General features: G+C 67.9%; 21 protein-coding genes and 1 tRNA gene. 11 read left to right on the top strand and 11 right to left on the bottom strand.

Annotated features, from left to right (window positions below; genetic code table 11):
• Nucleotides 1-37 precede the first annotated feature (37 nt).
• Both BKA25_RS20890 and BKA25_RS20885 read right to left on the bottom strand, forming a co-directional pair.
• Nucleotides 38-439, bottom strand: coding sequence for a PIN domain-containing protein (locus BKA25_RS20890; RefSeq protein ID WP_069847307.1), 402 nt, complete (start codon nt 437-439; stop codon nt 38-40).
• On the bottom strand, nt 436-786 hold the full coding sequence (locus BKA25_RS20885; protein WP_069847309.1) for a type II toxin-antitoxin system Phd/YefM family antitoxin: 351 nt from the start codon (nt 784-786) through the stop codon (nt 436-438). The genes BKA25_RS20890 and BKA25_RS20885 overlap by 4 nt, the downstream gene beginning before the upstream one ends.
• A 280-nt stretch (nt 787-1,066) precedes the next feature.
• Here BKA25_RS20885 and BKA25_RS20880 point away from each other — a divergent pair, with 280 nt between their 5' ends.
• Complete coding sequence (locus BKA25_RS20880; RefSeq protein ID WP_069847311.1) at nt 1,067-2,206, top strand: J domain-containing protein; 1,140 nt, start codon at nt 1,067-1,069, stop codon at nt 2,204-2,206.
• A gap of 130 nt (nt 2,207-2,336) precedes the next feature.
• On the opposite strand, the gene BKA25_RS20875 is transcribed toward BKA25_RS20880, so the two are convergent.
• Complete coding sequence (locus BKA25_RS20875) at nt 2,337-3,530, bottom strand: sensor histidine kinase (protein ID WP_069847313.1); 1,194 nt, start codon at nt 3,528-3,530, stop codon at nt 2,337-2,339.
• Nucleotides 3,531-3,647: 117 nt separating this feature from the next.
• On the opposite strand from BKA25_RS20875, the gene BKA25_RS20870 reads away from it, so the two are divergent.
• From BKA25_RS20870 to BKA25_RS20855, 4 genes are all read left to right on the top strand, one after another.
• Entirely contained in the window at nt 3,648-4,031 is a 384-nt protein-coding gene (locus BKA25_RS20870; protein ID WP_069847314.1) for a hypothetical protein, read from the top strand.
• A gap of 249 nt (nt 4,032-4,280) precedes the next feature.
• Complete coding sequence (locus BKA25_RS20865) at nt 4,281-4,631, top strand: hypothetical protein (RefSeq protein WP_069847316.1); 351 nt, start codon at nt 4,281-4,283, stop codon at nt 4,629-4,631.
• Between the two features lie 154 nt (nt 4,632-4,785).
• The gene (locus BKA25_RS20860) at nt 4,786-5,526 is read left to right on the top strand and encodes an ABC transporter ATP-binding protein (protein WP_069847318.1); all 741 of its coding nucleotides are present in this window, start codon (nt 4,786-4,788) and stop codon (nt 5,524-5,526) included.
• A gap of 4 nt (nt 5,527-5,530) precedes the next feature.
• The gene (locus BKA25_RS20855) at nt 5,531-8,068 is read left to right on the top strand and encodes an ABC transporter permease (RefSeq protein ID WP_069847319.1); all 2,538 of its coding nucleotides are present in this window, start codon (nt 5,531-5,533) and stop codon (nt 8,066-8,068) included.
• A 103-nt stretch (nt 8,069-8,171) separates the two neighbouring features.
• Here BKA25_RS20855 and BKA25_RS20850 read toward each other — a convergent pair whose 3' ends face one another.
• On the bottom strand, nt 8,172-8,624 hold the full coding sequence (locus tag BKA25_RS20850; RefSeq protein ID WP_069847321.1) for a nuclear transport factor 2 family protein: 453 nt from the start codon (nt 8,622-8,624) through the stop codon (nt 8,172-8,174).
• 80 nt (nt 8,625-8,704) lie between these two features.
• On the opposite strand from BKA25_RS20850, the gene BKA25_RS20845 reads away from it, so the two are divergent.
• The 3 genes from BKA25_RS20845 (at nt 8,705) to lpdA (ending at nt 12,415) form a co-directional block, all read left to right on the top strand.
• Nucleotides 8,705-9,217 carry a winged helix-turn-helix transcriptional regulator gene (locus tag BKA25_RS20845; protein ID WP_069847323.1) on the top strand — a complete coding sequence of 171 codons (513 nt, stop codon included), beginning with the start codon at nt 8,705-8,707 and terminating at the stop codon, nt 9,215-9,217.
• A gap of 90 nt (nt 9,218-9,307) precedes the next feature.
• Nucleotides 9,308-10,498 carry an esterase-like activity of phytase family protein gene (locus tag BKA25_RS20840; protein ID WP_069847324.1) on the top strand — a complete coding sequence of 397 codons (1,191 nt, stop codon included), beginning with the start codon at nt 9,308-9,310 and terminating at the stop codon, nt 10,496-10,498.
• Between the two features lie 516 nt (nt 10,499-11,014).
• On the top strand, nt 11,015-12,415 hold the full coding sequence (gene lpdA / locus BKA25_RS20835; RefSeq protein WP_069847326.1) for a dihydrolipoyl dehydrogenase: 1,401 nt from the start codon (nt 11,015-11,017) through the stop codon (nt 12,413-12,415).
• Between the two features lie 104 nt (nt 12,416-12,519).
• On the opposite strand, the gene BKA25_RS20830 is transcribed toward lpdA, so the two are convergent.
• Complete coding sequence (locus BKA25_RS20830) at nt 12,520-12,972, bottom strand: hypothetical protein (RefSeq protein WP_069847328.1); 453 nt, start codon at nt 12,970-12,972, stop codon at nt 12,520-12,522.
• 309 nt (nt 12,973-13,281) lie between these two features.
• On the opposite strand from BKA25_RS20830, the gene BKA25_RS20825 reads away from it, so the two are divergent.
• Nucleotides 13,282-13,358: transfer RNA gene (locus tag BKA25_RS20825), tRNA-Met, on the top strand.
• A gap of 56 nt (nt 13,359-13,414) precedes the next feature.
• Here BKA25_RS20825 and BKA25_RS20820 read toward each other — a convergent pair.
• From BKA25_RS20820 to BKA25_RS20810, 3 genes are all read right to left on the bottom strand, one after another.
• Complete coding sequence (locus BKA25_RS20820) at nt 13,415-14,614, bottom strand: hypothetical protein (RefSeq protein ID WP_221312388.1); 1,200 nt, start codon at nt 14,612-14,614, stop codon at nt 13,415-13,417.
• A gap of 137 nt (nt 14,615-14,751) precedes the next feature.
• Complete coding sequence (locus BKA25_RS20815) at nt 14,752-16,809, bottom strand: putative bifunctional diguanylate cyclase/phosphodiesterase (RefSeq protein WP_069847330.1); 2,058 nt, start codon at nt 16,807-16,809, stop codon at nt 14,752-14,754.
• A gap of 123 nt (nt 16,810-16,932) precedes the next feature.
• The gene (locus tag BKA25_RS20810; protein WP_069847331.1) at nt 16,933-17,754 is read right to left on the bottom strand and encodes an SAM-dependent methyltransferase; all 822 of its coding nucleotides are present in this window, start codon (nt 17,752-17,754) and stop codon (nt 16,933-16,935) included.
• 526 nt (nt 17,755-18,280) lie between these two features.
• On the opposite strand from BKA25_RS20810, the gene ctaD reads away from it, so the two are divergent.
• Together ctaD and serB are read left to right on the top strand one after the other, a co-directional pair.
• Nucleotides 18,281-20,065, top strand: coding sequence for an aa3-type cytochrome oxidase subunit I (gene ctaD, locus BKA25_RS20805; protein WP_069847334.1), 1,785 nt, complete (start codon nt 18,281-18,283; stop codon nt 20,063-20,065).
• A 156-nt stretch (nt 20,066-20,221) separates the two neighbouring features.
• Nucleotides 20,222-21,424: a phosphoserine phosphatase SerB gene (gene serB / locus BKA25_RS20800; RefSeq protein ID WP_172803900.1), complete on the top strand. Its 1,203-nt coding sequence runs from the start codon at nt 20,222-20,224 to the stop codon at nt 21,422-21,424.
• 38 nt (nt 21,425-21,462) lie between these two features.
• Here the strand turns inward: serB and BKA25_RS20795 are convergent, their stop codons facing one another.
• From BKA25_RS20795 to BKA25_RS20785, 3 genes are all read right to left on the bottom strand, one after another.
• Nucleotides 21,463-23,514: an ATP-dependent DNA helicase gene (locus BKA25_RS20795; protein WP_069847337.1), complete on the bottom strand. Its 2,052-nt coding sequence runs from the start codon at nt 23,512-23,514 to the stop codon at nt 21,463-21,465.
• A gap of 156 nt (nt 23,515-23,670) precedes the next feature.
• A complete protein-coding gene (locus tag BKA25_RS20790) occupies nt 23,671-24,438 on the bottom strand; it encodes a hypothetical protein (protein ID WP_157420975.1) in 768 nt (255 codons plus the stop codon).
• A gap of 101 nt (nt 24,439-24,539) precedes the next feature.
• Complete coding sequence (locus BKA25_RS20785; protein WP_069847341.1) at nt 24,540-25,133, bottom strand: biotin transporter BioY; 594 nt, start codon at nt 25,131-25,133, stop codon at nt 24,540-24,542.
• Nucleotides 25,134-25,170 lie beyond the last annotated feature (37 nt).

The following is a 25,170-nucleotide window of genomic DNA, read 5'->3' as shown; positions in this document are numbered from 1 at the left end:
GACACGGCACCGCGCGGGTCGACGAGTCAGCGCCGGCTCAGATCGTGACGACGCGGATGACCCGGTGCAGCCCCACGAAATCCTTCGGATTACGAGTGAGCAGCGGCAGTGAGCGCGAGGCGGCGGTGGCGGCGATCTGCAGATTCACCCGCCGGGGAATCGCGCGCCGATCCGTCTCCCGGATCAGCGCGGCGAGCACTCCGTAGAGCTTCGCGGCGGCGGTGTCGAACGGAAGGACGTCGATCCGGCGCAGCGCCGTGTGATACCGCTCCACCCGCGCATTGCGTTCCACCGGATCGGTGGTGCCCAAGGCGTAGGCCAACTCGGCGACGCTCACCGCGCTCACCGAGGGCCGAGCCGATACCCACTCGCCGAGATCGATCCGATCCAGCTCGATGATCACCGAGGTGTCGATCAACACCCGTGCAGGCGTGGTCATCGGCCCGAGAACCCGGGAAGCTCGGGCAGGTCGAGAACCCCCGACCAACTCGGATACGGGGTGGTCCGTCTGGCATCCCACGGATTCTCCGTCGGATCATCGGGACCGAATCCGACGTCGCTGCGCCGCCGATCCCGTTCCCAACCAGCGGCGTCGACCGGTGGCAGGGCATGGAACTCGCGTTGCAGCGCCCCCAGCGTCCGCGCCGCCTCGGTGCGGCGATAGGGGACCAGGTCGGCGACCGGCCTGCCGTCCCTGGTGACGGTGAAGCTCTCGCCCGCCTCGACCCGGCGGATGATCGCGGCCTCATCTCGGCGGAGCTCGGCCGCCCCGATCCGCTGGCTCATGTGCCTACCGTAGTCGTGCCCGCGAGATAAGTGACCTGGATCGGCGTTCTATGGCCGAACATGCGGCCGAACGACCGCTCGTCGCACACCACCACACCACCGCCGCCGATGCCCGGGCGACCATCTCCTAACGCCGACGACAATGATGTGATCATCGTTGCGACGGACGGCTTGTCCGGCGTTCGTCACGTCATCGTTCTCGGGCGAGCCCGGGTGTCGACTCGATGACGGTCCGCGGATGGGTCGATGCGCTTCAGGCGAGGGGATCGGAGTCGGGTAGATGGTCGACCACTACGAACTGCTCGGAGTACGCAGAGGTGCCTCCGCCTCGGACATCAAGACTGCCTACCGTCAGCTCGCCAAGACGATGCATCCCGATGCGGGCGGGTCCGCAGGCGCCTTCCGATTGCTCACCGAGGCCTACGAGACCCTCTACGACCCGGCGCTGCGGGCCGAGTACGACAGGACCTCGTTCCGCCGCACCACCCCGCCGAAGGTGCACAGCAGTACCGAGGCGTCCAGCCCGCTGCGCCGACCCGCCTGGGTGGGCCGCAACAACCGGACCCGGCGGCGCGAACACCTCGGCGACGATCCGGACTACGTCCCGTCCACGCCGAGGATCGACCCGCGTGGCATTCCCTGGTGGGACACCCTCGACGTCCGCCGTGCGGTGCGCTACCTGCCCTCCACCGGCCTCGGGCACGCGCCACTGTTGGTGCCGCTGTCCTGCCTGCTGGTCCTGATGGCGTTGGCCCCGGTGTTGTTCGCCGCGCCGATCACCCTGCTGGTCTGGCTGCTGCTGGTATCCGGCGCGGTGACCATGACGATTCGGGCCGTCCGCCGACAGGTCACCGCCAACCAGGTCGACGAGGAGTTCGTCGCGGAGTACGGCGTCGATCGGGTATTCGGCAGCCCCGGCAAGGAACAGGAGGACATCGGGGGCCAGCTCACCGCCGAACTCCTCGACCGTTACCTGACCCGGCTGCCCGGGGTGCGGATCTTCCACGGCCTGGCCTGGCCCGGATCGGTGTTCGCCGACGTCGACCATGCCGTGCTCTGCGGGCGCAGGCTGGTGCTCATCGAGTCGAAGAAGTGGCTGCCCGGTCACTACACCGCCGACGAGGACGGGGAACTGTGGCGCAACGGCCACCCGTTCCGAGGCGGCTCCATCCGGTTACCCGAGGCGGTGGCCGCCTACCGCACGATGCTGCCCGACGTCGAGATCCGGGGCGCGTTGTTGCTCTACCCCAGCAGGCTCGGCCGGATCACCACCGACGAGCCGGAGGACGACACCGCCGCGCCGATGAATCCGGAGGGCTTCCTGGACGAGATCGGCGGCTGGCTCGCCGAGGACGCCGCCACCGTGGACCGGGAGCTGTTCCGCACCGTCCTCGCACAGGTCGTCGGCGTCACCTCCTGATTCTGCGGGCGCACCCGGCCCGCTTCGCGTGTCCCGGCCGCCCCTCGACACCGTCGGTTGCCTCGACTACCGAGGACGGCCTGCTGCGCCTGGCGAGCTCGCTAGGAATCCGGAGCGGATCACGGACCGGTCAACGGCTATCGCCATGCGGATGGTCACCTGCGGCCGCCGCACTGGTCGTCCGACCGACCGGCAGCGTGGCGCGCAACTCCCAGCCGCCCTCGGGCAGCGCCGCGCTGGAGAGACTGCCGCCCAACACCGAGACCCGCTCCTGCAAGCCGATCAGACCGAAACCACTGGCCCGGAAGCGGGGACGGCTGGTTCGTGTTCCATCGTTGCGCACCCGGACGACCACGTCCTCGTCCGAGGCGCCGATCATGACGCGCACCGAGGTGGCGTTGCTCGCGTGCTTCCGCACGTTCGTCAGCCCCTCCTGCACCAGCCGCTGCACCGAACGGCTCAGCTCCGGGGACCAGCCAGCGGGGTCCACCGCCGCATCGACGTCCAGACTCGCCTGCGGGCCCACCGCCGAGAACCTGGCAACCTGTTCGTGCAAGGCGGCCAAGCCCTGTGGCACGGTCCGGTCCGCATCGGACTGGGCGCCCTCACGCAGCAGCCCGACCATTCGGCTCATCGCGGCGAGACCGTCCTGGCCGACCGATTCGATGTTGGCGAAAAGCTGCCTTCCGGTCGCCGGGTCGCCTTCGACGATCTCGCCGCCCGCCTGCGCCTGCACCACCATCGCCGTCACGTAGTGCGCCACGTGATCATGGAGATCACTGGCGAGGTCCATCCGCTCGGCGCGGCGAACCTGGTGGGCCATCGCGGATCGCCGCAGATCCTCCTCGCGGAGGAAGACACCCAGGGCGATCGCCCCGATGCCCGACAGGATCAGCAGCATCGCGAGCTCGACCGTGTTCCACCACATCGTCACCGAACGCTGCGGCAGCACCGCCAACGCCGCGCACAGCAGTACGCCCAGCGCCAACCGCTGCCGAGGCGAGGCATGCCGGGCTGCGGTGACCGCCAGGACGATCAGGAAGACCAACTCGATCAATCCGAAGGTGCGCTGCAGGATCGTCGAATGCACGAACAGCGTCGCGACCATCGAGGCGCCGACCGCCGCGAACGCCACGAGCACCGGTCGCCCGATGCGTTCCTCGAACGCCGACAGTGTCAGCAGGATCAGCGGCATGGTCGCCACCACCGCGCTGGGCGGATCCCAGGCCATGAGCGACAACTCGACGGCATAGGTTCCGACCATCGCCACGGCCACGACCACGCGGAGGGCGGGCGACCGGTCGTGCAGCAGTGGGAACCTCATGGTCCGACCCTAATGAGCCGCCCACGGCCGCCGGATCATCCCACCGGCCGGATCGGCGCCGCCTCGTGCGAGAGGCATGATGGACGACCTCGTGATTCCTCGACCCCGGGAGTGTCCATGACGCCTCGATCGGCCGGCGTCGGCCATCTCCGCCGCCGGATCGCCGTCCTGGGGCTCGCGGCCCTCACGATGGTCGCCGCGTCCGGGTGCGGCACGATCACCGGCCCGGTCTTCACCATCGAGATGTTCGTCGATCCGGGCCCCGAGGAACTCCTGATACAGCATGTCAGTTACCGCTTCGCGGGCACCGAACAGGCTTACGACTTCCAGCACGGCACGTCCTGGCGCAAGGCCGCGAACGTCGGTTTCGGCGAGAGCTACCTGACCGTGTTCGAGCCGCCGGACGGCACCGTGTGCCGCATCCTCGTCGACGGGGTCGAATTCGACCGACAGATCGCCGAGGGCGCCGACCGGCTGGACTGTGGCGCTAACGCGCAATAGACGGCAATCCGTCGCCGTGATTCCGGGCTACCGCGCCGATGGACGCGTACGCTGGTGGAACGAGAAGCACGAACCGGCCTCGGTGCCCACTCCCGACGCCCGTTCCGACTCGATCTCGCGCCGATCGGCCGATCGGCTACTACTTTCGGCCGACCCGGCCCCGCCATCCCGGCCGTTCGGCTGATCCGATCGGCCCCCCGCAACCCGCAAGCTCTTCCTTGTCAGATCGACCTCGATCAAGGAGGGCCCGTGCGGAGCCGTCTCACCACCACCGCCAAGGTCGCCGGGCTCTTCGCGGCCGGGTCGGTACTCACCGGCTGCGGGTTGTTCGGCGAGAGCTACGACGTCCGGATGGAGGTCGAAGGCTCCGGTAGTGCTGTGGTCACGAGCAAGTTCGCGGGCGGCAAGTCCAGCACCGGCGAACGGGACCTGCCCTGGACGGAATCGGAGTCCGTCGGCTTCGGCTTCAACGACCTCTGGCTGGTGGACGCCGAGCCCGGCGCCATCTGCCGGATCCTCGTCGACGACCGGGTGCTGGACGAGCAGACGGCCGACGAGGACGGCAACGCCGAGTGCTACGTCAACAACCAGGACGACTGACGCCTCGAACCTCGCACAGCCCGGCGGGACGGATCTCTGGCTGATGCGTCGAACGGATCGCACCGCAGCGCCGATCGATGCCGCGTTCCCGCCCGCGCCGGGCACACCCCCACATCGCTTAGATGAAATCTAGAGAGGAAATGGGCACCCCGACATGACGATGACCACGACGGCCACCATCGTGGCGGCGCAGAGCGTCAGCAAGGTGTACGGAACCAAGGAGAACCAGGTTCATGCCCTGCGGTCGGTGAGCACGGGCATCAACCAGGGTGAGTTCACCGCGGTGATGGGCCCGTCCGGCTCCGGGAAGTCGACCCTCATGCACTGCATGGCGGGTCTGGACCGGCCTACCTCAGGCAAGATCACGCTGGCGGGCACCGAGATCACCGAGCTATCGGAACGCCAGCTCACCGACCTGCGTCGCGACCGCATCGGCTTCGTCTTCCAGAAGTTCAACCTGCTCAGCGAGCTGTCGGCCTACGACAACATCGTGCTCCCACTGAGCATCGCCGGCCGTAAGCCCGACCGCGACTGGCTCAACACGGTGATCAGCATCCTCGGGATCCAGGATCGTCTGTCCCACCACCCGTCGGAGCTCTCCGGTGGCCAGCAGCAGCGGGTCGCCATCGCTCGTGCGCTGGCCAACCGACCGGATGTCGTGTTCGCCGACGAGCCCACCGGCAACCTCGACACCGCGACCGGTCGCGAGGTGCTGTCCTTCCTGCACCGCTCGACCAGGGAGTTCGGCCAGACCGTGGTGATGGTCACCCACGATCCGGCCGCCGCTGCGGGGGCCGACCGAGTGGTGCTGCTGGCAGATGGTCGGATCGCCGGTGAGCTGCGCAATCCGAACCGGCAGCAGGTCCTGGCCGCGCTCGACGAACTGAGCGGGTGAACCAATGGGATTGATCAAGGCTTCCATCGCCCAGATTCGACACCGCCCGTCTCGGGTGTTGCTCACCGGAGTCGCCATCACCGTGGCGACTCTGTTCACCTCGGGAACCGTGTTGTTCACCGACACGCTGCGGTCCCAGTTCACCTCGAGCTTCACCTCGATATCCGAGGAGGTCGACGCGCTCGTCACGCCCTCGAATGAACTGATCGAGGGCACCGAGGACGAGTACATCGACTCCCTGAGCGTGGAACAGCTCGAGCAGCTTCGTGCGCTGCCCGAGGTGACTCAGGCGACGCCCAGCGTCACCGGGATCGCGAGCGACAGCGATCGCAACAATGTCTACGTCCGGGGCGCCGAGCTGGAAGGCCCGTTGGGCTACGGCGAGCTCATCGAGGGCACCGCACCCGCCGGACCGCAGGAGGTGGTGATCACCCCCGCCACCTCGGAGGAGATGTCGGTCGAGGTCGGGGACAGCTTCGAGTTGGCCGTCGTCGGGCCCGACCCCAACGCGCAGGCCCAGCAGCTGGAACTCACGGTCTCGGGTATCGCCAGGACCTCCAATACGATGAGTCCACTGGTGATCACCGACCCGGACACCGCCGTGCAGTGGCAGGGCAAGCTCGGCTATGACGAGATCACCCTCGACGGTCCCGATGAGGCCGCCCTGGTAACCGCTGCCAGCGAGGCCCTCGGCGCGGACGCCGTGGTTGAAGGCGGTACTCAACTGCGGGCGGACCAGCTGGAGAACTCCGGCCAAGGCGTCGACCAGATCTTCATGCTGCTGTCGGTGTTCCTGGCTATCGCCTTGCTCGCGGCGGCGATCATCGTCGCCTCGACCTTCCGCATCTTGCTGGTCCGCAGCAGACAACGCACCGCGCTACTACGCTGCGTCGGTGCCCAACCGGGCCACATCCTGCGTGCCCTGCTGGTCGAGGCCGCGCTGTCCGGCCTCGTCGCGGGTGCCGTGGGTGTCGCGGGCGCTGTCGGCATCGGTTACCTCGGCACGGGAATCGCCAGTGCGGTGTCCGGCAACGACATCCCGCTGACGATCTCGCCGGTCGGACTGGCCGGGTGCCTGATCCTCGCGGTGCTCGTCTCGGTGTTCGCCGCAGCCGCGCCATCGATCCGGGGTTCCCGGATCTCTCCGGTCGCCGCGATGAACACGGCCGTGCTGGCCGACACCGACAACAAGATCGGTAAACTTCGCAAGGCCTTCGCGGTGCTTTGCGCACTGGTCGCGGTGCTGCTGGGTGTGGGGCCGTTCCTGGTCGGCGGACTCGGCGACCTGGGCATCCTCACCTCGGCCGCATCCGGCTGTGCGTTGTTCGCGGCCTACCTGGCGGCGGGCCCGGCGATGCTGCGAGCCATCGTCCGACGGTTCGAGAAACCCGCAGCCAAGATGGGTGGCATCGCCGGTCGGATGGCGGTACGCAACACCCTGCGTTCCCCCCGCCGCGCGGCGACCACGACGGCCGTCTTCGCCCTCGGTGTCACCCTGGTCACGGCGGTACTGGTCTCCGTGGCCAACCTCCAAGCCGGTGCCGAGAACCAACTGGACGCCGCCCGTCCAGCCGACGCGCAGATCGACACCTACCTCGGCGAGAACGATGCACCGGTGCTCACCCCCGAGTTGGTCGATTCGATGCGCAACGATCCGGCCGTCGGTGAGGTGATCGGCCTCACCCAGAGCTTCATCGACATGAACCGCGAAGGCGATTCGACCAACCACGAGATCATCCTCACCGGCGGAGACCTCGACCAGCTGCCCGCAACAAAGGAGGTGGCGACCGAGGGCAGCCTGGACAACTGGGGTCCCGGCCAGCTCGGCATGGCAGTCTCCACCGCCGAGGATATGGGTATCTCCCAGGGCGACACCCTGACCATGCGTGGTCCGGCAGGCGAGGTGTCTGCCGAGGTGACGGCGCTCTACGAGCGGGCCTCCACCCTGGGAAGCTTCGTCATGCACCCCGACGACGTGGCGCTGATCGACCCGACCGCGCAACTGGGGTCGATCATGGCCAACCCGGTTGCGGGTGCGGACCCGGATGAATTCCGCACCGCCATGAACGAGCTGACCCCGTTGGACCCGAGGGTGTACATGAGCTTCCCGGGCGACGAGCGGGAGGCGTATCAGGAAATGATCGACATCCTGCGCATGGTCGCACTCGGACTGGTCGGGATCACGGTGCTGGTCGCCATGGTCGGCGTCGCCACCACGTTGTCGCTGTCGGTGGTGGAACGCACCCAGGAGAACGGGCTGCTGCGGGCCCTGGGCCTGCGGGGCAGCGGGCTGCGCGCGATGTTGAGCTGGGAGGCGGCGATTCTCGGCGCATACGCCACCGTGCTGGGCATCGTCCTCGGCACCGGCTACGCGATGTTGATCACGCTGTCGACGCCCGATCTGAATGCCACGCCGACCGTCCCGGTGGTCCAGCTGGTGTTCGTGCTGGTCACCATGATGGGAATGGCGCTGCTGTCCTCGCTGCTTCCGGCGGGTAAGGCGGCGAAGAGCTCGCCGATGCAGGCTCTTGTGACCGACTAGACCGATTTCAGGAGCGGGGGTCCGGGCGCCGGGACGAGTCTTCGTCCCGGCGCCCGTCGTCGTTGGTGGGCCCGGATGTGCTCTGCGGAGCGGTCGGATCGGCTCAGCCGGTGATCGGGGCGGCGTGTGCCTCGGCGATACCCGCTGCGGCCAAGCGATCGAGCACTCGCTGGAGTACGACGGTGTCCTCCAGGGTGCGCACCTCGGTGATCTTGCCCCAACGCATGCGCAGGAACTGGGTGACGACGTTCTCGTAGTCGGAACCGTCGAGGATCTGGGCGCTGACGGTCACCCGGGTGGCGACGCGGGTCGCCCACGGCGGGCCGGTGACCAGCACCTCCTCGACGCGGAAGGTGGGACTCGGCATGAGTCGGAAGCAGCGTTCCCACCAGGCCCGCAGCGCAGCCTTGGTGTGGCGTTCGCCCGATAGGGCGTGGTCACCGTGGAAGTGGTAGGTGAAGTCCGATGCCATCCCCTCGACCATCGGTTCCCAGTTGCCCGCGCTGATCTCGGCGAACACCGCGCGTACCCGACGCGCGACGAAACGGTGATACATCAACGGCCCCCTATGAGTTCAATAGAAGGACTCACGGTAGATCGGTGAGTTCAATGAAACAACTGTCTAGACTCCGTGGGATGCGCCAGACGAGCTTCGCCGAGATGCACTGCTCCCTCGCGCGGTCGTTGGACCTGGTGGGCGACTGGTGGTCGCCCCTTCTGCTGCGCGACCTGTTTCTCGGGGCCCGCCGCTTCGACGAGCTCGTCGAGAACCTCGGGATCTCGCGCAACCTGCTGACCGGTCGCCTGACCACGCTGGGCGAGGCGGGCGTGATCGACCGGGTCCCGTATCGGCAGCGACCCACCAGGTATCGCTACGCGCTCACCGAATCGGGCCGAGAGCTGGTGCCGATCCTGTTGGCGCTCACGGCCTGGGGCGATCGCTGGGCCACCCCGCCCGGCGGGCCGCCGATCACCTTCCGGCACCGGGACTGCGGTCATTCGTTCACTCCGACCGTCGCCTGCTCCGAGTGCGGGCAGCCGATCGAGGCCGAGGACGTCGACCCGGTACCCGGCCCCGGCGCCCAGGCCGGCCCGGGTACTCGACTGATCGGCGGTTTCCTCGAACGCCGCAGCGAACCGGTCGAATAGCCTTCGATCGGGTCGTTGGCGCCCCTCGAACGGGTGGACATTGTCCGGTGCGCTGGACGAGATCAACTTCGATCGAGTTCTCTGCTCGCCATGCGTTCTCGTCTGTTCGCCACGGCTCTCGCGGCTCTCACCGCCGCGGCCGGGCTCCTGGTCCCGCCTGCTGCACTGGCGCAGGAACCGACCGTCCGGTTGCTCGGCGAGCACACCATCGCGCACCGGGCCGTCTTCGAGGACACGATCGTCGGCGGGCTCTCCTCCATCGACCGTGACCCGCACACCGGGGACTACGCGCTGCTCAGCGACGACTGGTCCGACCACAGCCCGGCGCGCTACTACCGCGCCGAGATCGATCTCGACGCCGAGGGGCTGCACGACGTCGAGCTGACCGACGTCCACCTGTTGCGCCGCCCCGACGGCCGCACCTACCCGACGATCGACCAGTGGCGCATCGAGCAGCACCAGCATCCCGAGGCGGAGCGCAACGTACTGGGCACCGTGGACCCGGAGGAACTGCGGATCGACCCGTGGACCGGCGACGTCGCCTGGACCTCCGAGGGCCAGCGCAACCAGCCGGGCGGTGCGGCATCGGACGACCCGATCACCGTCCTGATGGACCCCGCGATCCGGGTGTCCGACGCCCAGGGCGCCTATCAACAGGAAGTCCCGACCGCTACCAACGAGAAGATGACCTTCGGCGAATCGGGCCCCCGGGTCGACGACACCCTCGAAGGGCTCACCTACGCGGCGGGCGGCACGCTGCTCGTCTCGGCCCTCGAATCGCCGTTGGAACAGGACGGCCCGGTGCCCACCACCGAGCACGGCGCCCACACCCGGATCACCGTGCACGCCAGGCACGGCGCTGCGGTGGCGCAGTTCGCCTACCCGGTCGACCCGGTGTTCGCCGAGTCCCCGGACCCCGACGGCCGAGGCAGCAACGGGGTGTCCTCGCTGGTGGCCTACGACACCTTCGACCCGAGCCGCTACCTCGTGGTGGAGCGCGGCTACGTGGTCGGCGTCGGCAGCAGCGTCCGGGTCTTCGAGGTCTCCACCGCCGAGGCCACCGATGTGCTGAGCCGACACTCACTGGTCGGCGGCGGCTTCGAGCCCGCCAGCAAGCGGCTGCTCGTCGACCTCGCCGACATCGGGGCGAAGCTGGACAACATCGAGGGCATCACCTGGGGGCCGCCCCTGCCCACCGGCGAGCGGACGTTGTTGCTGGTCAGCGACGACAACTTCTCCGCCGCACAGACCACCCGTATTACCGCCCTGGCGGTCGGCTGATCGTCGATCACCTGCGAAACGGTTCCGTGCTTTGGCGGCGCGGATCCAGGCGGCACGTCGAGCGTGACGTCGGTGCATTCGGGGCGCCGGCGTCACGCTCGGCGGAGTTCTGACGGTCGTTTCCGCGTCGCGTACTCGGCTGTCACATCCGCCCCGCTGTCGTGCCCGTACCCCACCTCCGAGGCGAGCGTTGTTCGCTGATCCGGATCGGGATGACGACGCGGTGCGCCCGCGTTGACACCACTGATGGATGCCCCGGTCGCCGCCGTCAAGTCCCCCGGCAAGTCCGGCTCGGCACGCGCTTCATAGGGTGGGCGGGTCGAGCACGTCGGTGGAGTGGTTCCGATCGGCGCCGGCCTCGGCGATAGGGGTAGGAAGGCGAACGGGCGCGCGGTGTCAGGACTGGTTCCTCGACCCTCGCGACCAGGTCGTCTCCGGTTGAGCCGATCGTCGAGAAGGGTCGACGAGGGTTTTCAAACCGGCAGGCGAATCGGTTGACAGGAGAGGGTCGTAGGCATGAGCACGCACTTTGACGTTGTGGTCCTGGGCGCGGGACCAGGTGGTTACGTCGCCGCGATCCGGGCAGCTCAGCTGGGCCTCAAGACGGCGATCATCGAGGAGCGCTACTGGGGCGGAGTCTGCCTCAACGTCGGTTGCATCCCGTCCAAGGCCCTGCTGCGCAATGCGGAGCTCGCGCACATCTTCAAGCACGAGGCGAAGACGTTCGGCATCAGCACGACCGGTGAGGTCGACTTCGACTACGGCGCCGCCTTCACCCGGAGCCGCAAGGTGGCGGACGGTCGGGTCAAGGGCGTCCACTTCTTGATGAAGAAGAACTCGATCACCCAGTTCCAGGGTCGGGGCAGCTTCACCGATGCGAACACCATCCAGGTGACCCTGAACGACGGTGGCTCGGAGACGGTCACCTTCGACAACTGCATCATCGCGGCGGGCGCCACGACCCGATTGCTGCCCGGCACCGAGCTGAGCGAGCGGGTCGTCACCTACGAGGAGCAGATCCTCAGCGACAAGCTGCCCGAGAGCATCATCATCGCGGGTGCCGGCGCCATCGGCGTCGAGTTCGCGTACGTGCTGCACAACTACGGTGTCAAGGTCACCATCGTCGAGTTCGCCGACCGCGTGGTGCCGCTGGAGGACGTCGAGGTCTCCACCGAGCTGGGCAAGCGCTACAAGCGGCTGGGCATCGAGGTGCTGACCTCGACCCGCGTCGAGTCGATCGACGACTCCGGCGACAAGGTCAAGGTCGTCGTCTCGCAGAACGGGGAGCAGCGGACCCTGGAGTCCGACAAGGTCATGCAGGCCATCGGCTTCCAGCCGAGGACCACCGGCTACGGCCTGGAGAACACCGGCGTCGCGTTGACCGAGCGCGGTGCGATCGACATCGACGGCCGAGGCCGGACCAACGTCGGACACATCTTCGCGATCGGCGACGTCACCGCCAAGCTGATGCTGGCGCACGCCGCCGAGTCGATGGGCGTCATCGCGGCGGAGACCATCGGCGGGGCCGAGACGATGGAACTCGACTTCGTGATGATCCCCCGGGCCACCTACTGCCAGCCGCAGATCGCGAGCTTCGGCTGGACCGAGGCTCAGGCCAGGGAGAAGGGCTTCGACGTCCAGGTCGCGAAGTTCCCGTTCATGGCCAACGGCAAGTCGCACGGGCTCGGTGAGACCGGCGGCTTCGTCAAGATCCTCAGCGACGCGACTCACGGTGAGCTGCTGGGCGCCCACATCATCGGCCCGGAGGCCACCGAGTTGCTGCCGGAGCTGACGCTGGCGCAGCAGTGGGACCTGACGGTGCACGAGATCTCCCGCAACGTGCACGCGCACCCGACGCTGGGCGAGGCAGTCAAGGAGGCCGTCCACGGCCTCGCAGGACACATGATCAACATGTGAGTGCGGCAACCAACCACCGCCCCCGTCACCCCTCCGCCCGGCAGCGCCGGGGGAGTCGGTGGCGGGGGCGGCCGCGTTCTCGGCTCGTTCTGGACGGTCGGCGGCTACCGCGCCTCGTCCGAACAGCGACAGGCTGCGGACGAGCTGTCCGCGGACTCCTGCCCGATGTCCGGGTGAGCCGCCGCAGGCCCCTCGGCGCAACGGCACGCCGTGGCCAGTCCCAGTGCCAGTGTGCCGTCGACGACGGTGAGCGCCGCCATCAGAGCCGCGCCTGCTCGTGCTCCCGGCATTCCCTCCGCTGCCGCAGCGCGATAGCGCGTCGCGATGACCAGATTCAGTGCGGCCCGGGCAGTCATCCAGCACGCCCGGTTCCTGCCCCGTAACAGACCGGTCCCGATTGCGAGATCGGCCAGGCCGATGGTCCGAGCCACCCTGCTGGAACCGCCCATCCGCAATGCGGCCGAGACCCGGGAGGGCGCGAGAGTGAGTGCGGTCCCCAGTGTCAGGGTGACGATGCCGACACCGGTTGCGAGTTTCTCTGTCGTCGAGAACGACACGCCCTGTCTCCATTCCTCGGATCGTTCGATCCTCGCAGAGCGACCTCGGCCCGGAGCGGGATCCGAGCAAGCCCCCAGGTTTTCTTACCGCTCCGGGGCATCGAGAGGTCGATGGTCGGCTGGTGCACCACGACCGGATCGGGGCCGAGATCTATTGCGCTGGACGGGATCGACGCAGGTGAACGCGCTGCTGCGGACTGTCGATCGACTAAACCGACCCCCCTGTTTTTCGCCGTTCTCCGACCGTGCTAGATTTCTCCACGTCAGAGAGAAACACCGGCTGAGAAATTCGAAGCCAAATCTGACTGGCGCGGGGTGGAGCAGCTCGGTAGCTCGCTGGGCTCATAACCCAGAGGTCGCAGGTTCGAATCCTGTCCCCGCTACCAATACGGACGGCCCCCAAGACACTGTCTTGGGGGCCGTTCTCGTGTGTCTGGCGAACTCAACCAAGGTCCGCAGGTAACAACGGCTCGGTGAGCAGCCGACGGAATCGGCTCGTCGCATCCGGTACGTCAAGCCACGCGGAGAGCAGCTGCCAACCGTGGTGATAGCTCAGCACGTAGGCGTTCATGGCGGAGGTGGACAGGAAGGACAGCGCCCATTCGACCTCCGGCTCCGAGAGCAGCGCCCAGCGCCGTAGATAGCTGGCGACCTCGACGGCCGATGCGCCTGCGTCCTTCATGAGAGCGGCGTTCGACCACACCCCCCACAGTTCGTTGCGTGCCGCGTGGATCGCGGCGAAGTCGCTGCCGTCCGCCGGTATGCCCAGCGGGCCGAGCACCCGGTCGGTCAGCCAGGCCTGAGCCGTGTCGCCGGGGAACGCGATTCCGGGAGCGTGCAGGCCGATGCCCTCACTGATGACGAAGGCGGGCGAGAGCATGAGCCGTACCCGATGCTCCGCCATGCCCCGTTGCTCCACCAGGTGCTGTTCCTTGATCATCGACTCGGCGATGTGTCCGGGGCAGGCCTCGTGCGCGACGACGTAGATCAGGTCGGCGAGGTTGAACGGCTGGCTGTTGTTGATGAAGACGGTCCCGTGGGGCCCCGAATGGTGGTGGCCTCGATGTGGTCCTGGATCCAGCACGACGTCGATCGAAGCGTCGTCAGGAAACGGGATTCTGTCTCTGACGCGTTCGCGGGTCTCCGCCACCGCTGACGCGACCAGTTCCGGGAGTCGATCCCGGTGCTGCTCGGGCAGAGCGTGCGCGTTCTGCCAGGCGCGCAGCCGGTCGACCAACGCGCCGCCACGCGGCAGTGCGGCGTCGAGCTGGGCATGGGCCGCCTCGAAACGTGCTTCGTCCGTTGGCGTGCCGTCGACGCCCAGGCAGCGATCGGCCAGTTCGGGCAGCGGTAGCCGCTTACCGTCGAGGGTGCTTGCGAGGGTTTCCATGGCCTGAAGTTGGGCGCGGATGAACCGATGCCGAACGCCCGGCGGGGAGGGCAGGCTCTCACGCAGAGCACGGCAGTCGTCGATGACTCGGGCTGGTCCAGCGACCTTCTCGATCTCGACCGCAGTCCTCCACTCCTCGGGTCCGGAGTAGAGAACGACGGGGCCGAGGCCCGATTCTTGGAGTAACCGGTCGAGGCGAAGTGCCGTGTCGGCGTAGGACCGTTGCCAATCGGCTGTCGATGTGATGTCCACCCGAAGATCGTTTCATGCTGAGCCGCAGCCGCGCCAGTAACCTGCTATGCCAAGGCTCAACTGTGCTCCGAAACCCGGTGGTGGCCCAGGTTCGAGCCCCACCGAGGCAGCCGAGGTGGTGCTTCGGTGGGGCCGTCTCAACGGTCCCGCAGTGCCTGGGTGATCGACGCGGCGTCGGTGCAGGGCATGAGGTACGGGCCCTGAGCGATGTCCGCCTTGACCTCGGTGGCCCAGGCTGTCTGTGCCGCAGTGCGGATCTCGCCGACCATCGTCGTCCGCCCCGCCTGTTGGAGGAGCTGGACGATGCCGGTGATGGCGAAGCTGGTCACCGAGTCCTCGCACGGATCGGCGGCCAACTCGGCCAGCAGCCGGTTGGAGACGCGTACCGGCGCGTCCGGCAGCATCTTCAGGCTGTGTAGGTCGAGATAGGACACCCCGAACTCGCTGAGCAGGATCACGATGCCGAGTTCTCGGAGCAGCTGGGCGTTCTCGGTGCCCTCCCGGTCGGGTTGCGAGACGGCGTTGGCCGGGAAACCGATCCAGAGTTTCTCCGCCGCGAAGCCGGTCTCGTCCAGCAGCCGGTGCACCCGACGCAGCAGGTCGGGATCGCAGGCCTGGTCCGCGGTGAGGTTGATCAGCAGCGGCGGCGCGTCCTCGAACTCCCGCTGCCACCCGAGACCCTGCCGACATGCCTCGTCCAACAACCACCCGCCGAGCTGCATGATCAGGCCGGTCTCGTTGGCGAGACTGAGACATTGAGCATGATCCAGCGGGCCGACCTCGGGATGTTCCCAGGTGAGCAGTGCCTCGACGGCCATGACCTCGCCGTCGGCCACCCGCGCCAGTGGTTGGTACTCGACGCGGATCTCGCCCATCTCCAGGGCTCCCGGCATCGAGGCCGCGAGCCGGTAGTGCTCGCGATGCACCTCGTCCTGGCGCGAGTCGAACAGATTCCACTGCCCGTTCCCGGTCGATTTGGTGCGGTGCAGGGTGATGTCGGCGTCGCGCAGCAACTCGGTGGGCACGGTGTGCCCGGCGATGCGCTGGACGATGCCGATACACGCCGACACGGCTAAGCCGTGTTCGCGGTAATAGGCCGGTTCGGTCAACTCTGCGGCGATCACCGCGCACAGCGTGCCCGCGTCGGGCGTCTGTTCGGTGTTCTCGATCAGCACGGCGAACTCGTCGCCGCCGAGTCTGGCGACCATCGCCCGTTCGCCCGCCACCGCGGAGATCAAACGATTACCCACCTCGCTCAACAGCAGATCGCCCGCCTGATGGCCGAGCCCGTGGTTGACCACGGTGAGTCCGTCGAGGCCGACATGGCACAGGGTGATGAGATCGTCGTGCTCGCAGCGGCCCAGCACCCGCTCCAGGTGACTCAACAGGAATTGCCGGTTGGGCAGCCCGGTGAGCACATCGTGCAGGGTCTGGCGGCTGAATTCCTCCTGAAGCAGATTGTGGTCGGTGACGTCCTCGACCCAGGCGACCAGTCCGCGCGCCTGGCCGTGGAAGTTGCGCAGCAGCGTCGCGGAGATCCGGCCCCAGACCGGTTCGCCTGCCGGGTGATTGAAGCGGGCGTACTCGTAGATCCGGGGGATCTCGCCCGCGACCAGCCGGATGTAGAGCTCACGGAATGTCGTGGTCTCCTCCGGGTGGAGCAGATCGAGCAGATTCAGTCCAACCAGGTCGTGCGGGCTGGTGCCGAGCATCTCGGCGAAGGCCGCGTTGACCTCCTCGATCTCGTTCTCCATACTGCCGATCGCCAGGCCGAACGCCGAACCGGCGAAGAGCTCGCGGTCGCGGGTCTCCCGCTCCCGCAGATCGTTCTCGGCTCGGTTCGTCGCACTGAGCAGCGCCCGTTTGAGCTGTTCCTGCCGATCGAGCACCTGCTCGCGCATCGCGACGGCATAGCCTGCGGCCAGCTCCCCGAGCAGTGCGACCACCTTGCGCGGCAGCTGGTCCACCGTGGCCAGCTCCGGATCGTCCAACAGGTGCGGGCCGAGCAGCTCGGTGGTGCGGCCGAGACTGTCCGGACCGGTGAAATGTCCGTCGACCAGTTGGTGGCCCACCTCGGTGCCGACAGTGGTGGCGAAGGGCTCGACCCGTAGCGCCGCCCGGAGTCGATCCAGGAACCGACCGAGTTGCCGCTCGATGTCCGAGCGTTCCAACGGTATGTAGGTAGTCCGGGTCATGGCGGATGCCCAGCTCCGAACAAACTCAAGTGTTTGTGGGGAATCCACTTGTTTGCGTCTCCACTGTGAGCATGCGTTGAAGCCGACCCGCGTCGGCACTCGGGTTGCGTTGTTGTCGTTCGATCAGGGTTTCAAACCGACACCCACATGGACGCCCGAGATCGATGGCGCCCCGGTGCCGGGATCGCAGTCTTGCGGTCGCCACTCGGGAGCCCAGACTAGACCGGGTTCTGCGAGTTCGAAGCCTGCGAACAGCTCTTTCACCTCATCATACTTTCGAACTGTCAACGGATTTGTGCTACTTGCGTAAAAATCGGCAACCCGACGCATTTCGTCGGTTTGCGCATCATCGGTCCCATGGGAGATCACCACCATGCTGCCCGGGGCCATCCGCTCCCGGAAGCTCGCGACGATGTCCTTCGGTCGCGCCGAATCGGGCACGAAGTGCAATAGGGCGACCATCAGGACGGCCACCGGTCGATCGAAGTCGATGAGGGCCGTCGTGACGGGAGAACGGAGCACGGCCTGTGGGGTGCGGACGTCGGCATGCACGACGCCTGCGAGGTCGTTGTCCTCGAGGATCATCTCGCTGTGTGCCACGGCCACCGGGTCGTTGTCCACGTAGACCACCCGGCAGTCGGGGGCGACCTGTTGCGCCACCTCGTGCACGTTGCCCACCGTGGGCACCCCGGACCCGAGGTCGAGGAACTGGGTGATCCCGTTCTTGGCGCAGAAGCGGACCGCGCGGCCGAGAAACGCCCGGTTGATTCGGGCCATGGCCGCCGCCTCGGGCAGCACACTGAGCGTCTTCCTGGCCAGCTCCCGGTCGGCGGCGAAATTGCAGTCGCCGCCCAGCAGGTAGTCGTACACCCGGGCGGCGGCGGGTTTGTCGCCGTCGACGTCTTTCGGCAGAGTGCCGGGCGGGTCGCCGGGTAAGGAGGCCATCGAGCTCCTCGATTCACGCTCGAAATCGATTGATCAGCATACCTATCTTGATGGAGCTGCCGACACTCTGTGACAGTGGGTCTAAATCACCCGTTCGTCGGTATTGCGCGGCCATTCAGACCATGTTTAGCGCGGATGTGGTGAAGTGCGTCGTCTGATGTGGGTCGGTGCCGAATACATTGTCTCCGGTTCTCAACCTTGCCTGTCCGCCGCCGTGCGCGCCACCGATCGCAGGCGACCGGCTGGGCGTGGCGGCCGCCGATCCGGCCGCGCGCCTGCATCGATCCTCACCGACGGCGCGCCGATGATCGGCGTCCGTTCGACCGCCTCGGCCGGTCGTGAGGTAGGCGTATGGCGCACCGACGGTGCGCATGGGGTAGGAATGCTCGGCTGATGACTAGGCCGGCTACGGCCCGAGTGCGCCCGGTCGGAAGCCGCAGTTTACGATCCGACACGAGCGTGTGCGGTCCATCCGGTCCGCTGACGCAGGTGAAGATAGGTCTAAGAGGCCAGTGCAGGAGGCACCGTGACGGCCGTCGCTCCCCAGCCGATTGCGACACGCCCGTATCCGGCGCGTAAAGCGCCGAAGGGCTCCTTCCTGCTGAGTGCGATGCGTACTACCGACCACAAGCAGATCGGCATCTTCTATCTCGTCACCGCTTTCGCCTTCTTCATGGTGGGCGGCGCGATGGCGATGCTGATGCGGGCCGAGCTTGCGGTACCGGGTATGCAGTTCCTCTCGTTGGAGCAGTACAACCAGCTGTTCACCATGCACGGCACGATCATGCTGCTGCTGTTCGCCACCCCGATCCTCTTCGGGTTCGCGAACTTCATCCTGCCGCTGCAGATCGGTTCGCCCGACGTGGCGTTCCCCCGACTCAACGCGTTCTCGTACTGGCTGTACCTGTTCGGCGGTCTGATCGTGATCGGCGGGTTCCTGACCCCCGGTGGCGCCGCCGACTTCGGTTGGTTCGCCTACACGCCGCTGTCCAGCGCCATCCACTCGCCCGGCCTCGGTGCCGACCTGTGGATCGCCGGTCTGGTCGTCAGTGGTCTGGGCACCATCCTCGGTGCGGTCAACATGATCACCACGGTGGTCTGTCTGCGCGCACCGGGTATGACGATGTTCCGGATGCCGATCTTCACCTGGAACATCCTGGTCACCAGCCTGCTGATCCTGATGGCCTTCCCGATCCTGACCGCTGCCCTGCTGGGGCTGATGGCCGATCGGCATCTCGGTGCCCACGTGTTCGACCCGGCCAACGGCGGGGTCATCCTGTGGCAGCACCTCTTCTGGTTCTTCGGACACCCCGAGGTCTACATCGTCGCGCTGCCGTTCTTCGGCATCGTCTCCGAGATCTTCCCGGTCTTCAGTCGCAAGCCGCTGTTCGGCTACAAGGGTCTGGTCTTCGCCACGCTGGCGATCGCCGCCCTGTCGGTGACGGTGTGGGCGCACCACATGTACGCCACCGGCGCCGTGCTGCTGCCGTTCTTCGCGATCACCACCTTCCTGATCGCGGTGCCGACCGGTGTGAAGTTCTTCAACTGGATCGGCACGATGTGGCGAGGCCAGCTGACCTTCGAGACTCCCATGCTGTTCAGCATCGGATTCCTGGTCACCTTCCTCTTCGGTGGTCTCTCCGGCGTGCTGCTGGCGTCCCCGCCGATCGACTTCCACGTCACCGACACCTACTTCGTGGTGGCCCACTTCCACTACGTCCTCTACGGCACGATCGTGTTCGCGGTCTTCGCCGGGATCTACTTCTGGTTCCCGAAGATGACCGGCCGGATGATGGACGAGGCGCTGGGCAAGCTGCACTTCTGGCTGACCTTCCTCGGCTTCCACGGTACGTTCCTGGTGCAGCACTGGCTGGGCAACGAGGGCATGATCCGCCGGTACGGCGACTACCTACCGGAAGACGGGTTCACCACGCTGAACATGGTCTCCACGATCGCGGCGTTCGTGCTCGGCGCGTCGACGCTGCCGTTCCTGTGGAACGTGTTCAAGAGCTACCGATACGGCGAGATCGTCACCGTCGACGACCCGTGGGGCTACGGAAACTCGCTGGAGTGGGCGACGAGCTGCCCGCCGCCTCGGCACAACTTCACCGAGCTGCCCAGGATTCGTTCCGAGCGGCCTGCCTTCGAACTGCACTATCCGCATATGGTGGAGCGGATGCGCATCGAGGCGCACACCGGCGGAAAACACGGTTCCAGCGGCGAGCTAGACGGCCCGCCAGCGCCCTCCGAACGGCTGACCCACGCGGTACAGCCCGACGAGGAGAAGACGGACGACCCTCGCGACAGGTGATCCCTTCGTCTCGAGCGGTTCCCCGCTAGTCCTGACAACGAGCCCCGTGGCCAGCCTCCAGCCGGTCACGGGGCTCGTTTTGTTCGGTCATGTGCAGGAAGCCATGGCCATGAGGAGCGGAAAACAGTGACAGCGACAGGATCGACCGCAGTTCTGATGACCGTGACGGGCCTGGACAAGCCAGGGGTCACCTCGGTGCTCTTCGCGGCGTTGACCAGACACGGCGTCGACGTGCTCGACGTCGACCAGGTGGTCATCCGGGGCAGGCTGGTACTCGGCGTCGTGGTGGAGACCACCCACGACCCCGAGGGCCTGCAGGAGTCGGTCGAGCAGGCGATGGCCAGCGTCGGAATGCAGGTCGAGGTCGTCATCGGCGATCAGCAGCCCGACAACGCCCGACAGGTCTCCACCCACGCCCTGGTGGTGCTCGGCAGCCCGCTCAGCGCCAGGGCCTTCACCATGGTCGCGCGCGGACTGGCCGCCCAGAACGTGAACATCGACTCGATCCGCCGGGTCGCCGACTACCCCGTGACCGGCCTGGAACTGCTCGTGTCGGCAGGCCACGCCGACGGCACCGACGCCCGATTGGTCTCGACGATGACCAAGGTGGCGACCCAGGTCGGTGTCGACATCGCGGTGGAACGCGCCGGGCTGGCCAGGCGCGCCAAGCGGCTGGTGGTCTTCGACGTCGATTCCACGCTCGTCCAGGGCGAGGTCATCGAGATGCTCGCGGCCAAGGCGGGCCGCGAGGCCGAGGTCCGCGCGGTGACCGAGGCCGCCATGCGCGGCGAGGTCGACTTCACCGAGTCCCTGCACCGCCGGGTCGCCGCGCTCGCCGGACTGCCCGAGAGCGTGCTCACCGACGTCGCCGAGACCCTGGAGCTGACCCCGGGCGCCCGGACCACGGTGCGCACCCTCAAGCGGCTCGGCTACCGCTGCGGGGTGGTCTCGGGCGGCTTCTCCCAGGTGGTGCAGCACCTCGTCGACGATCTCGGACTGGACTTCCAGGCGGCCAACGAGCTCGAGGTCGTCGACGGATTCCTCACCGGCCGAGTGCTCGGCGAGGTGGTGGACCGCGCGGGCAAGGCGGTCGCGCTACGCCGGTTCGCCGACTCCTTCGGTATCCCGCTCGCGCAGTGCGTCGCGGTCGGCGACGGTGCCAACGACATCGACATGCTCTCGGCCGCGGGGCTGGGCGTGGCCTTCAACGCGAAACCGGCCCTGCGAGCCGTCGCCGACACCGCGCTGTCGGCGCCCTTCCTGGACGCGGTGCTCTTCGTGCTGGGCGTCACCAGGGCAGAGGTCGAGGAGGCCGACGCGGCCGAGGGCGTCCTGCGGCGGGTTCCGCTGGAACCCTGAGCCACCCCTCGGCCGGACGGACCGGCCCGCGAGAGTCGTTAGTCGTCGATGCGGCGCAGCGCGGCGCGGACGATCTCCGGGTCGGTGGTGGTCCAGTACGGCGGCAGCGAGGCCCGCAGGAAGCTGCCGTAACGGGCGGTCATCACCCGGGGATCCAGGATCGCGATCACGCCTCGGTCCGTCGCCGAACGCAACAGCCTGCCCGCACCCTGGGCGAGCAGGAGAGCTGCGTGGGTACCGGCGACGGTGATGAAGCCATTGCCGCCGCTGGCCGCCACGGCCCGCTGCCGCGCCGAGGCCATCGGGTCGTCCGGCCGGGGGAACGGGATGCGGTCCATGACCACCAGTTGCAGCGAGGGCCCCGGCACGTCCACGCCCTGCCAGAGCGACAGGGTGCCGAACAGACAGGTGGCCGGGTCCTCGGCGAACTTCGACACCAGTAGCGAGGTGCTGTCCTCGCCCTGACACAGCAGCGGGATGTCGAGTCGCTCCCGCAGGGCCTCGGTGGCCTGCTTGGCGGCCCGCATCGAGGAGAACAGCCCGAGCGTCCGCCCGCCCGCGGCTTCGACCAGTTCCGCCAACTCGGTCAGGTAGTCCTCGTGCAGACCGGAGCGGCCGGGCGGCGGCAGGTGCTTGGCGATGTAGAGGATGCCGCTCTTGGAGTGCTGGAACGGTGAACCGACGTCCATGCCCTGCCACGGCGGGTCGGTGTCGTCGGCGGGCGGCAGCTTCGAGGTGGCCATTCCCTCGGCCGAGGGGACGACCGGCCGTCCGGTCGGGGGCAGTCCCCACTGCCGGGCCAGCGTGTCGAAGGAGCCGCCGAGCGCCAGGGTCGCCGAGGTCAGCACCACGGTGCGCTGGCCGAACAGCTTCTCGCGGAGCAGCCCGCCGACGCCCAACGGCGCCACGCGAATGGTGGTGGGCGGGGCCTCGTGCGGGTCGCGGGGCTGGCCCGCGAGCCAGACGACGTCGCCTCGGTCGACCTCGCGTTCGTCGAAGGCGTCGAGGATGCGCTCCGCCGTGTCGTGCACGTCGTCGAGCAACGCCAGGGCCAGTTTGCGTTCGCTGGCACCGTCGACGTCCTCGCGGCGTTCGGTGCCCAGCGCGGTGATGCAGGCGTGCGCGCTGTCGCGCACCGTGCGCAGGGCCGCGCCAAGGGCGGGCGGCATCTCCTCGAGCCTGCCGTGGCGGGAATCCTCGTACATCAACGCCAGACCCTCGCCCGCCTCGACGAGCCGGTCGGCCACCCGCTGGTCCACCTGCTTGCCGCAGCGTCGGGCGGCGGCGGCCACCGTCGCCGCGGTGATCTCGGCGGTGGCGGCGGAGGTGACCCGGTCCACCAGGTCGTGCGCCTCGTCGACGATCACGACGTCGTGCTCGGGCAGCACCGGGGCGTCGCCCATCGCGTCGATCGCCAGCAACGCGTGGTTGGTGACCACGACATTGGCGCGGCCGGCCTGCGCGCGGGCCTTCTCCGCGAAACAGTCCACGCCCACCGGGCAACGGGACATGCCGAGGCATTCCTTGGCGGTGACCGAGACCTGCCGCCACGCCTGATCGGTGACGCCGGGCACGAGTTCGTCGCGGTCGCCCGTCTCGGTGTCCGACGACCACTCGTGCAGCCGCTTGACCTGCCTGCCCATCGCCGAGACCTCGAACGGGTCGAACAGGGCGGTGTCCTGCGGATCGTCGGGCGCACCGGAGTGGATGCGGTGCAGACACAGATAGTTGCGCCTGCCCTTGAGGATCGCGAAGCTCGGTTCCCGATCCAGCAACGGCGTCAACACCTTTGCCAGTCGCGGTAGGTCGCGGTCCACGAGCTGGCGTTGCAGCGCGATGGTCGCGGTGGAGATCACCACGGTGGATTCGGCCTCGATGGCGTGGCGGATCGCCGGCACGAGGTAGGCCAGCGACTTGCCGGTGCCGGTGCCTGCCTGGACGGCGAGATGGGCGCCGTCCTGGATGCTCTCGGCGACCGCCTCGGCCATCCGCACCTGACCTGGGCGTTCGGCACCGCCGAGCGAACCGACGGCTGCGGCGAGCAGGGTGGCGACATCGGGCAATGCGGTGGCGGTCGCGGCGTCTGGCACGGATGAGGACGGTACCCGGACCGCACGTCGCCGTGGGGTGCAGGTGAGACTTCGGTGATCACGGTTTCCGCGCCGACTTCGCTGCCATGGCTGCGGTGTCGCCGACAGCCGAGCGGCGTGATCTCGTCGGCACGGAACGCGTCGTGGCCTGCCGCGTCAGAGCGCGGCCAGGACCCGCCTACCGCATTCGAGGACGGCCTGGCCATGGGCGACGGTCACCGAGATCGGCGTTCCCGAGCGGGCGGCGACGAGTTCGAGCAGGGGTTCGGCGAGGTCCGCCCATTCGGCGGCGGCGAGCCTGCCCGCCTCGGTTTTGCTGATCACGTCGCCGGTGCGGATGGTGTGCAGCAGCCTCGGCGGACCGAAGGCCAACCAGATGACCGCTTCCGGCACGGCGGGCTCGGTCGGCTCGCGGCCGCCGATCAGGGCCTCGGCCTGGTCGAGCAGCGGAGCCCAGTACTCCCGGAGGTTCGTCCGGCAGAACTCGGTGACCGCCGCCGGGTCGGCGACCGTCGGGGGAGTGTCACCGAGCACGGTGACCCCGTAACGGGCGAGTTCCAGCCAGGTCACCGGGTGCAGCTGCCAGGACCGGTCGTCGACGTGCAGTTCGCCCTCGGCGGCCCACGGCCCGGTGCCCGCCTCGTCCGGGGTGCCCGCGAGTCCGCCCTGGGGCAGGTAGGTCGCCTGGACGGAGGCTCCGAGTCCCTGGTGTGCCTCGTTGAGTACTTCGAGGTCGGATTCGGTGGGCTGCCTGGAGATCTCGATGAGCAGATCCAGGTCGGAGCGGCCGGGGTGATAGTCGTCGAGGACGGCGGAGCCGGTCACATGGCAGGCAACGACCAGATCCGTTGCCGCGTCGAGGCGGGCGAGATGGGCGAGGGCGGCTTCACGGGCGGCGGCTGCGAGGGAGCGCGCGGTAGACATGTTCCCGGACCGTACTCGCTGTGATCAACAACCCCGAAGGGCGGGCGACCCAAATCTTTCGGGTGGCCCGCCCTTCGGCGTTGCGTGGTGTTCCGGCGTCGTCAGCGCTGGAAGCGGTTGACCAGCGACCAGCTCGCGGGCAGTACCCCAGCGGCCAGCGCGATCTTGATGGCGTCGCCGATCAGGAACGGCACCACACCCGTCGCCAAGGCGGTGGGCAGGCTCATCCCCAGGGAGATCATCATCCCGGGGACGCCGACGGCATAGATGATCAGGTTGCCCACCAGCATCGTTCCGGTGGTGCGCAGCACCGTCCGGTCGCCGCCCCGGCTCGCGAGCGCGCCGACCACGGTCGCGGCCAGCACCATACCGAGCAGGTAGCCGACGGTCGCGCCGCTGAGGCCTGCCGTGCCGCCCTGGAACCAGGGCATACCGGCGGCGCCGACCGCCAGGTACAGCAGCATGGTCAGCGCACCGCGCTGCCAACCGAGCACGGAACCCACCAGCAGCACGCCGAAGGTCTGACCGGTGAAGGGAACGGGGGTGCCGGGGATCGGCAGCACGACCTGAGCGCTGAGCCCGATCAGTGCCGCGCCTGCGGCGACGAGAGCGAGGTCTCGGACCAGTGCACCCGGCACCAGATCAGCGAGTACTCGCTGCCGAGCGATCGATGCGGACGTGGCGGCAGTGGACACGTGAACCTCCCAGCGACTGACCAGGCATTGGACAGAT

It is taken from the genome of Actinoalloteichus hymeniacidonis (assembly GCF_014203365.1).
Classification (GTDB): Bacteria; Actinomycetota; Actinomycetes; order Mycobacteriales; family Pseudonocardiaceae; genus Actinoalloteichus_A; species Actinoalloteichus_A hymeniacidonis.
This window is presented reverse-complemented; position numbering and strand designations above follow the sequence as displayed.

Bases quoted from the DNA above. Each gene is read 5' to 3' on its own strand.
- BKA25_RS20845 (WP_069847323.1), top strand. From the start codon at position 8,705: ATGCGCCAGACGAGCTTCGCCGAGATGCACTGCTCCCTCGCGCGGTCG.
- BKA25_RS20890 (WP_069847307.1), bottom strand. From the start codon at position 439: ATGACCACGCCTGCACGGGTGTTGATCGACACCTCGGTGATCATCGAG.
- BKA25_RS20810 (WP_069847331.1), bottom strand. From the start codon at position 17,754: ATGGCCTCCTTACCCGGCGACCCGCCCGGCACTCTGCCGAAAGACGTC.
- BKA25_RS20875 (WP_069847313.1), bottom strand. From the start codon at position 3,530: ATGAGGTTCCCACTGCTGCACGACCGGTCGCCCGCCCTCCGCGTGGTC.
- serB (WP_172803900.1), top strand. From the start codon at position 20,222: ATGACCGTGACGGGCCTGGACAAGCCAGGGGTCACCTCGGTGCTCTTC.
- BKA25_RS20860 (WP_069847318.1), top strand. From the start codon at position 4,786: ATGACGATGACCACGACGGCCACCATCGTGGCGGCGCAGAGCGTCAGC.
- BKA25_RS20790 (WP_157420975.1), bottom strand. From the start codon at position 24,438: ATGTCTACCGCGCGCTCCCTCGCAGCCGCCGCCCGTGAAGCCGCCCTC.
- BKA25_RS20850 (WP_069847321.1), bottom strand. From the start codon at position 8,624: ATGTATCACCGTTTCGTCGCGCGTCGGGTACGCGCGGTGTTCGCCGAG.
- BKA25_RS20885 (WP_069847309.1), bottom strand. From the start codon at position 786: ATGAGCCAGCGGATCGGGGCGGCCGAGCTCCGCCGAGATGAGGCCGCG.
- BKA25_RS20870 (WP_069847314.1), top strand. From the start codon at position 3,648: ATGACGCCTCGATCGGCCGGCGTCGGCCATCTCCGCCGCCGGATCGCC.
- lpdA (WP_069847326.1), top strand. From the start codon at position 11,015: ATGAGCACGCACTTTGACGTTGTGGTCCTGGGCGCGGGACCAGGTGGT.
- BKA25_RS20840 (WP_069847324.1), top strand. From the start codon at position 9,308: ATGCGTTCTCGTCTGTTCGCCACGGCTCTCGCGGCTCTCACCGCCGCG.
- BKA25_RS20815 (WP_069847330.1), bottom strand. From the start codon at position 16,809: ATGACCCGGACTACCTACATACCGTTGGAACGCTCGGACATCGAGCGG.
- BKA25_RS20880 (WP_069847311.1), top strand. From the start codon at position 1,067: ATGGTCGACCACTACGAACTGCTCGGAGTACGCAGAGGTGCCTCCGCC.
- BKA25_RS20855 (WP_069847319.1), top strand. From the start codon at position 5,531: ATGGGATTGATCAAGGCTTCCATCGCCCAGATTCGACACCGCCCGTCT.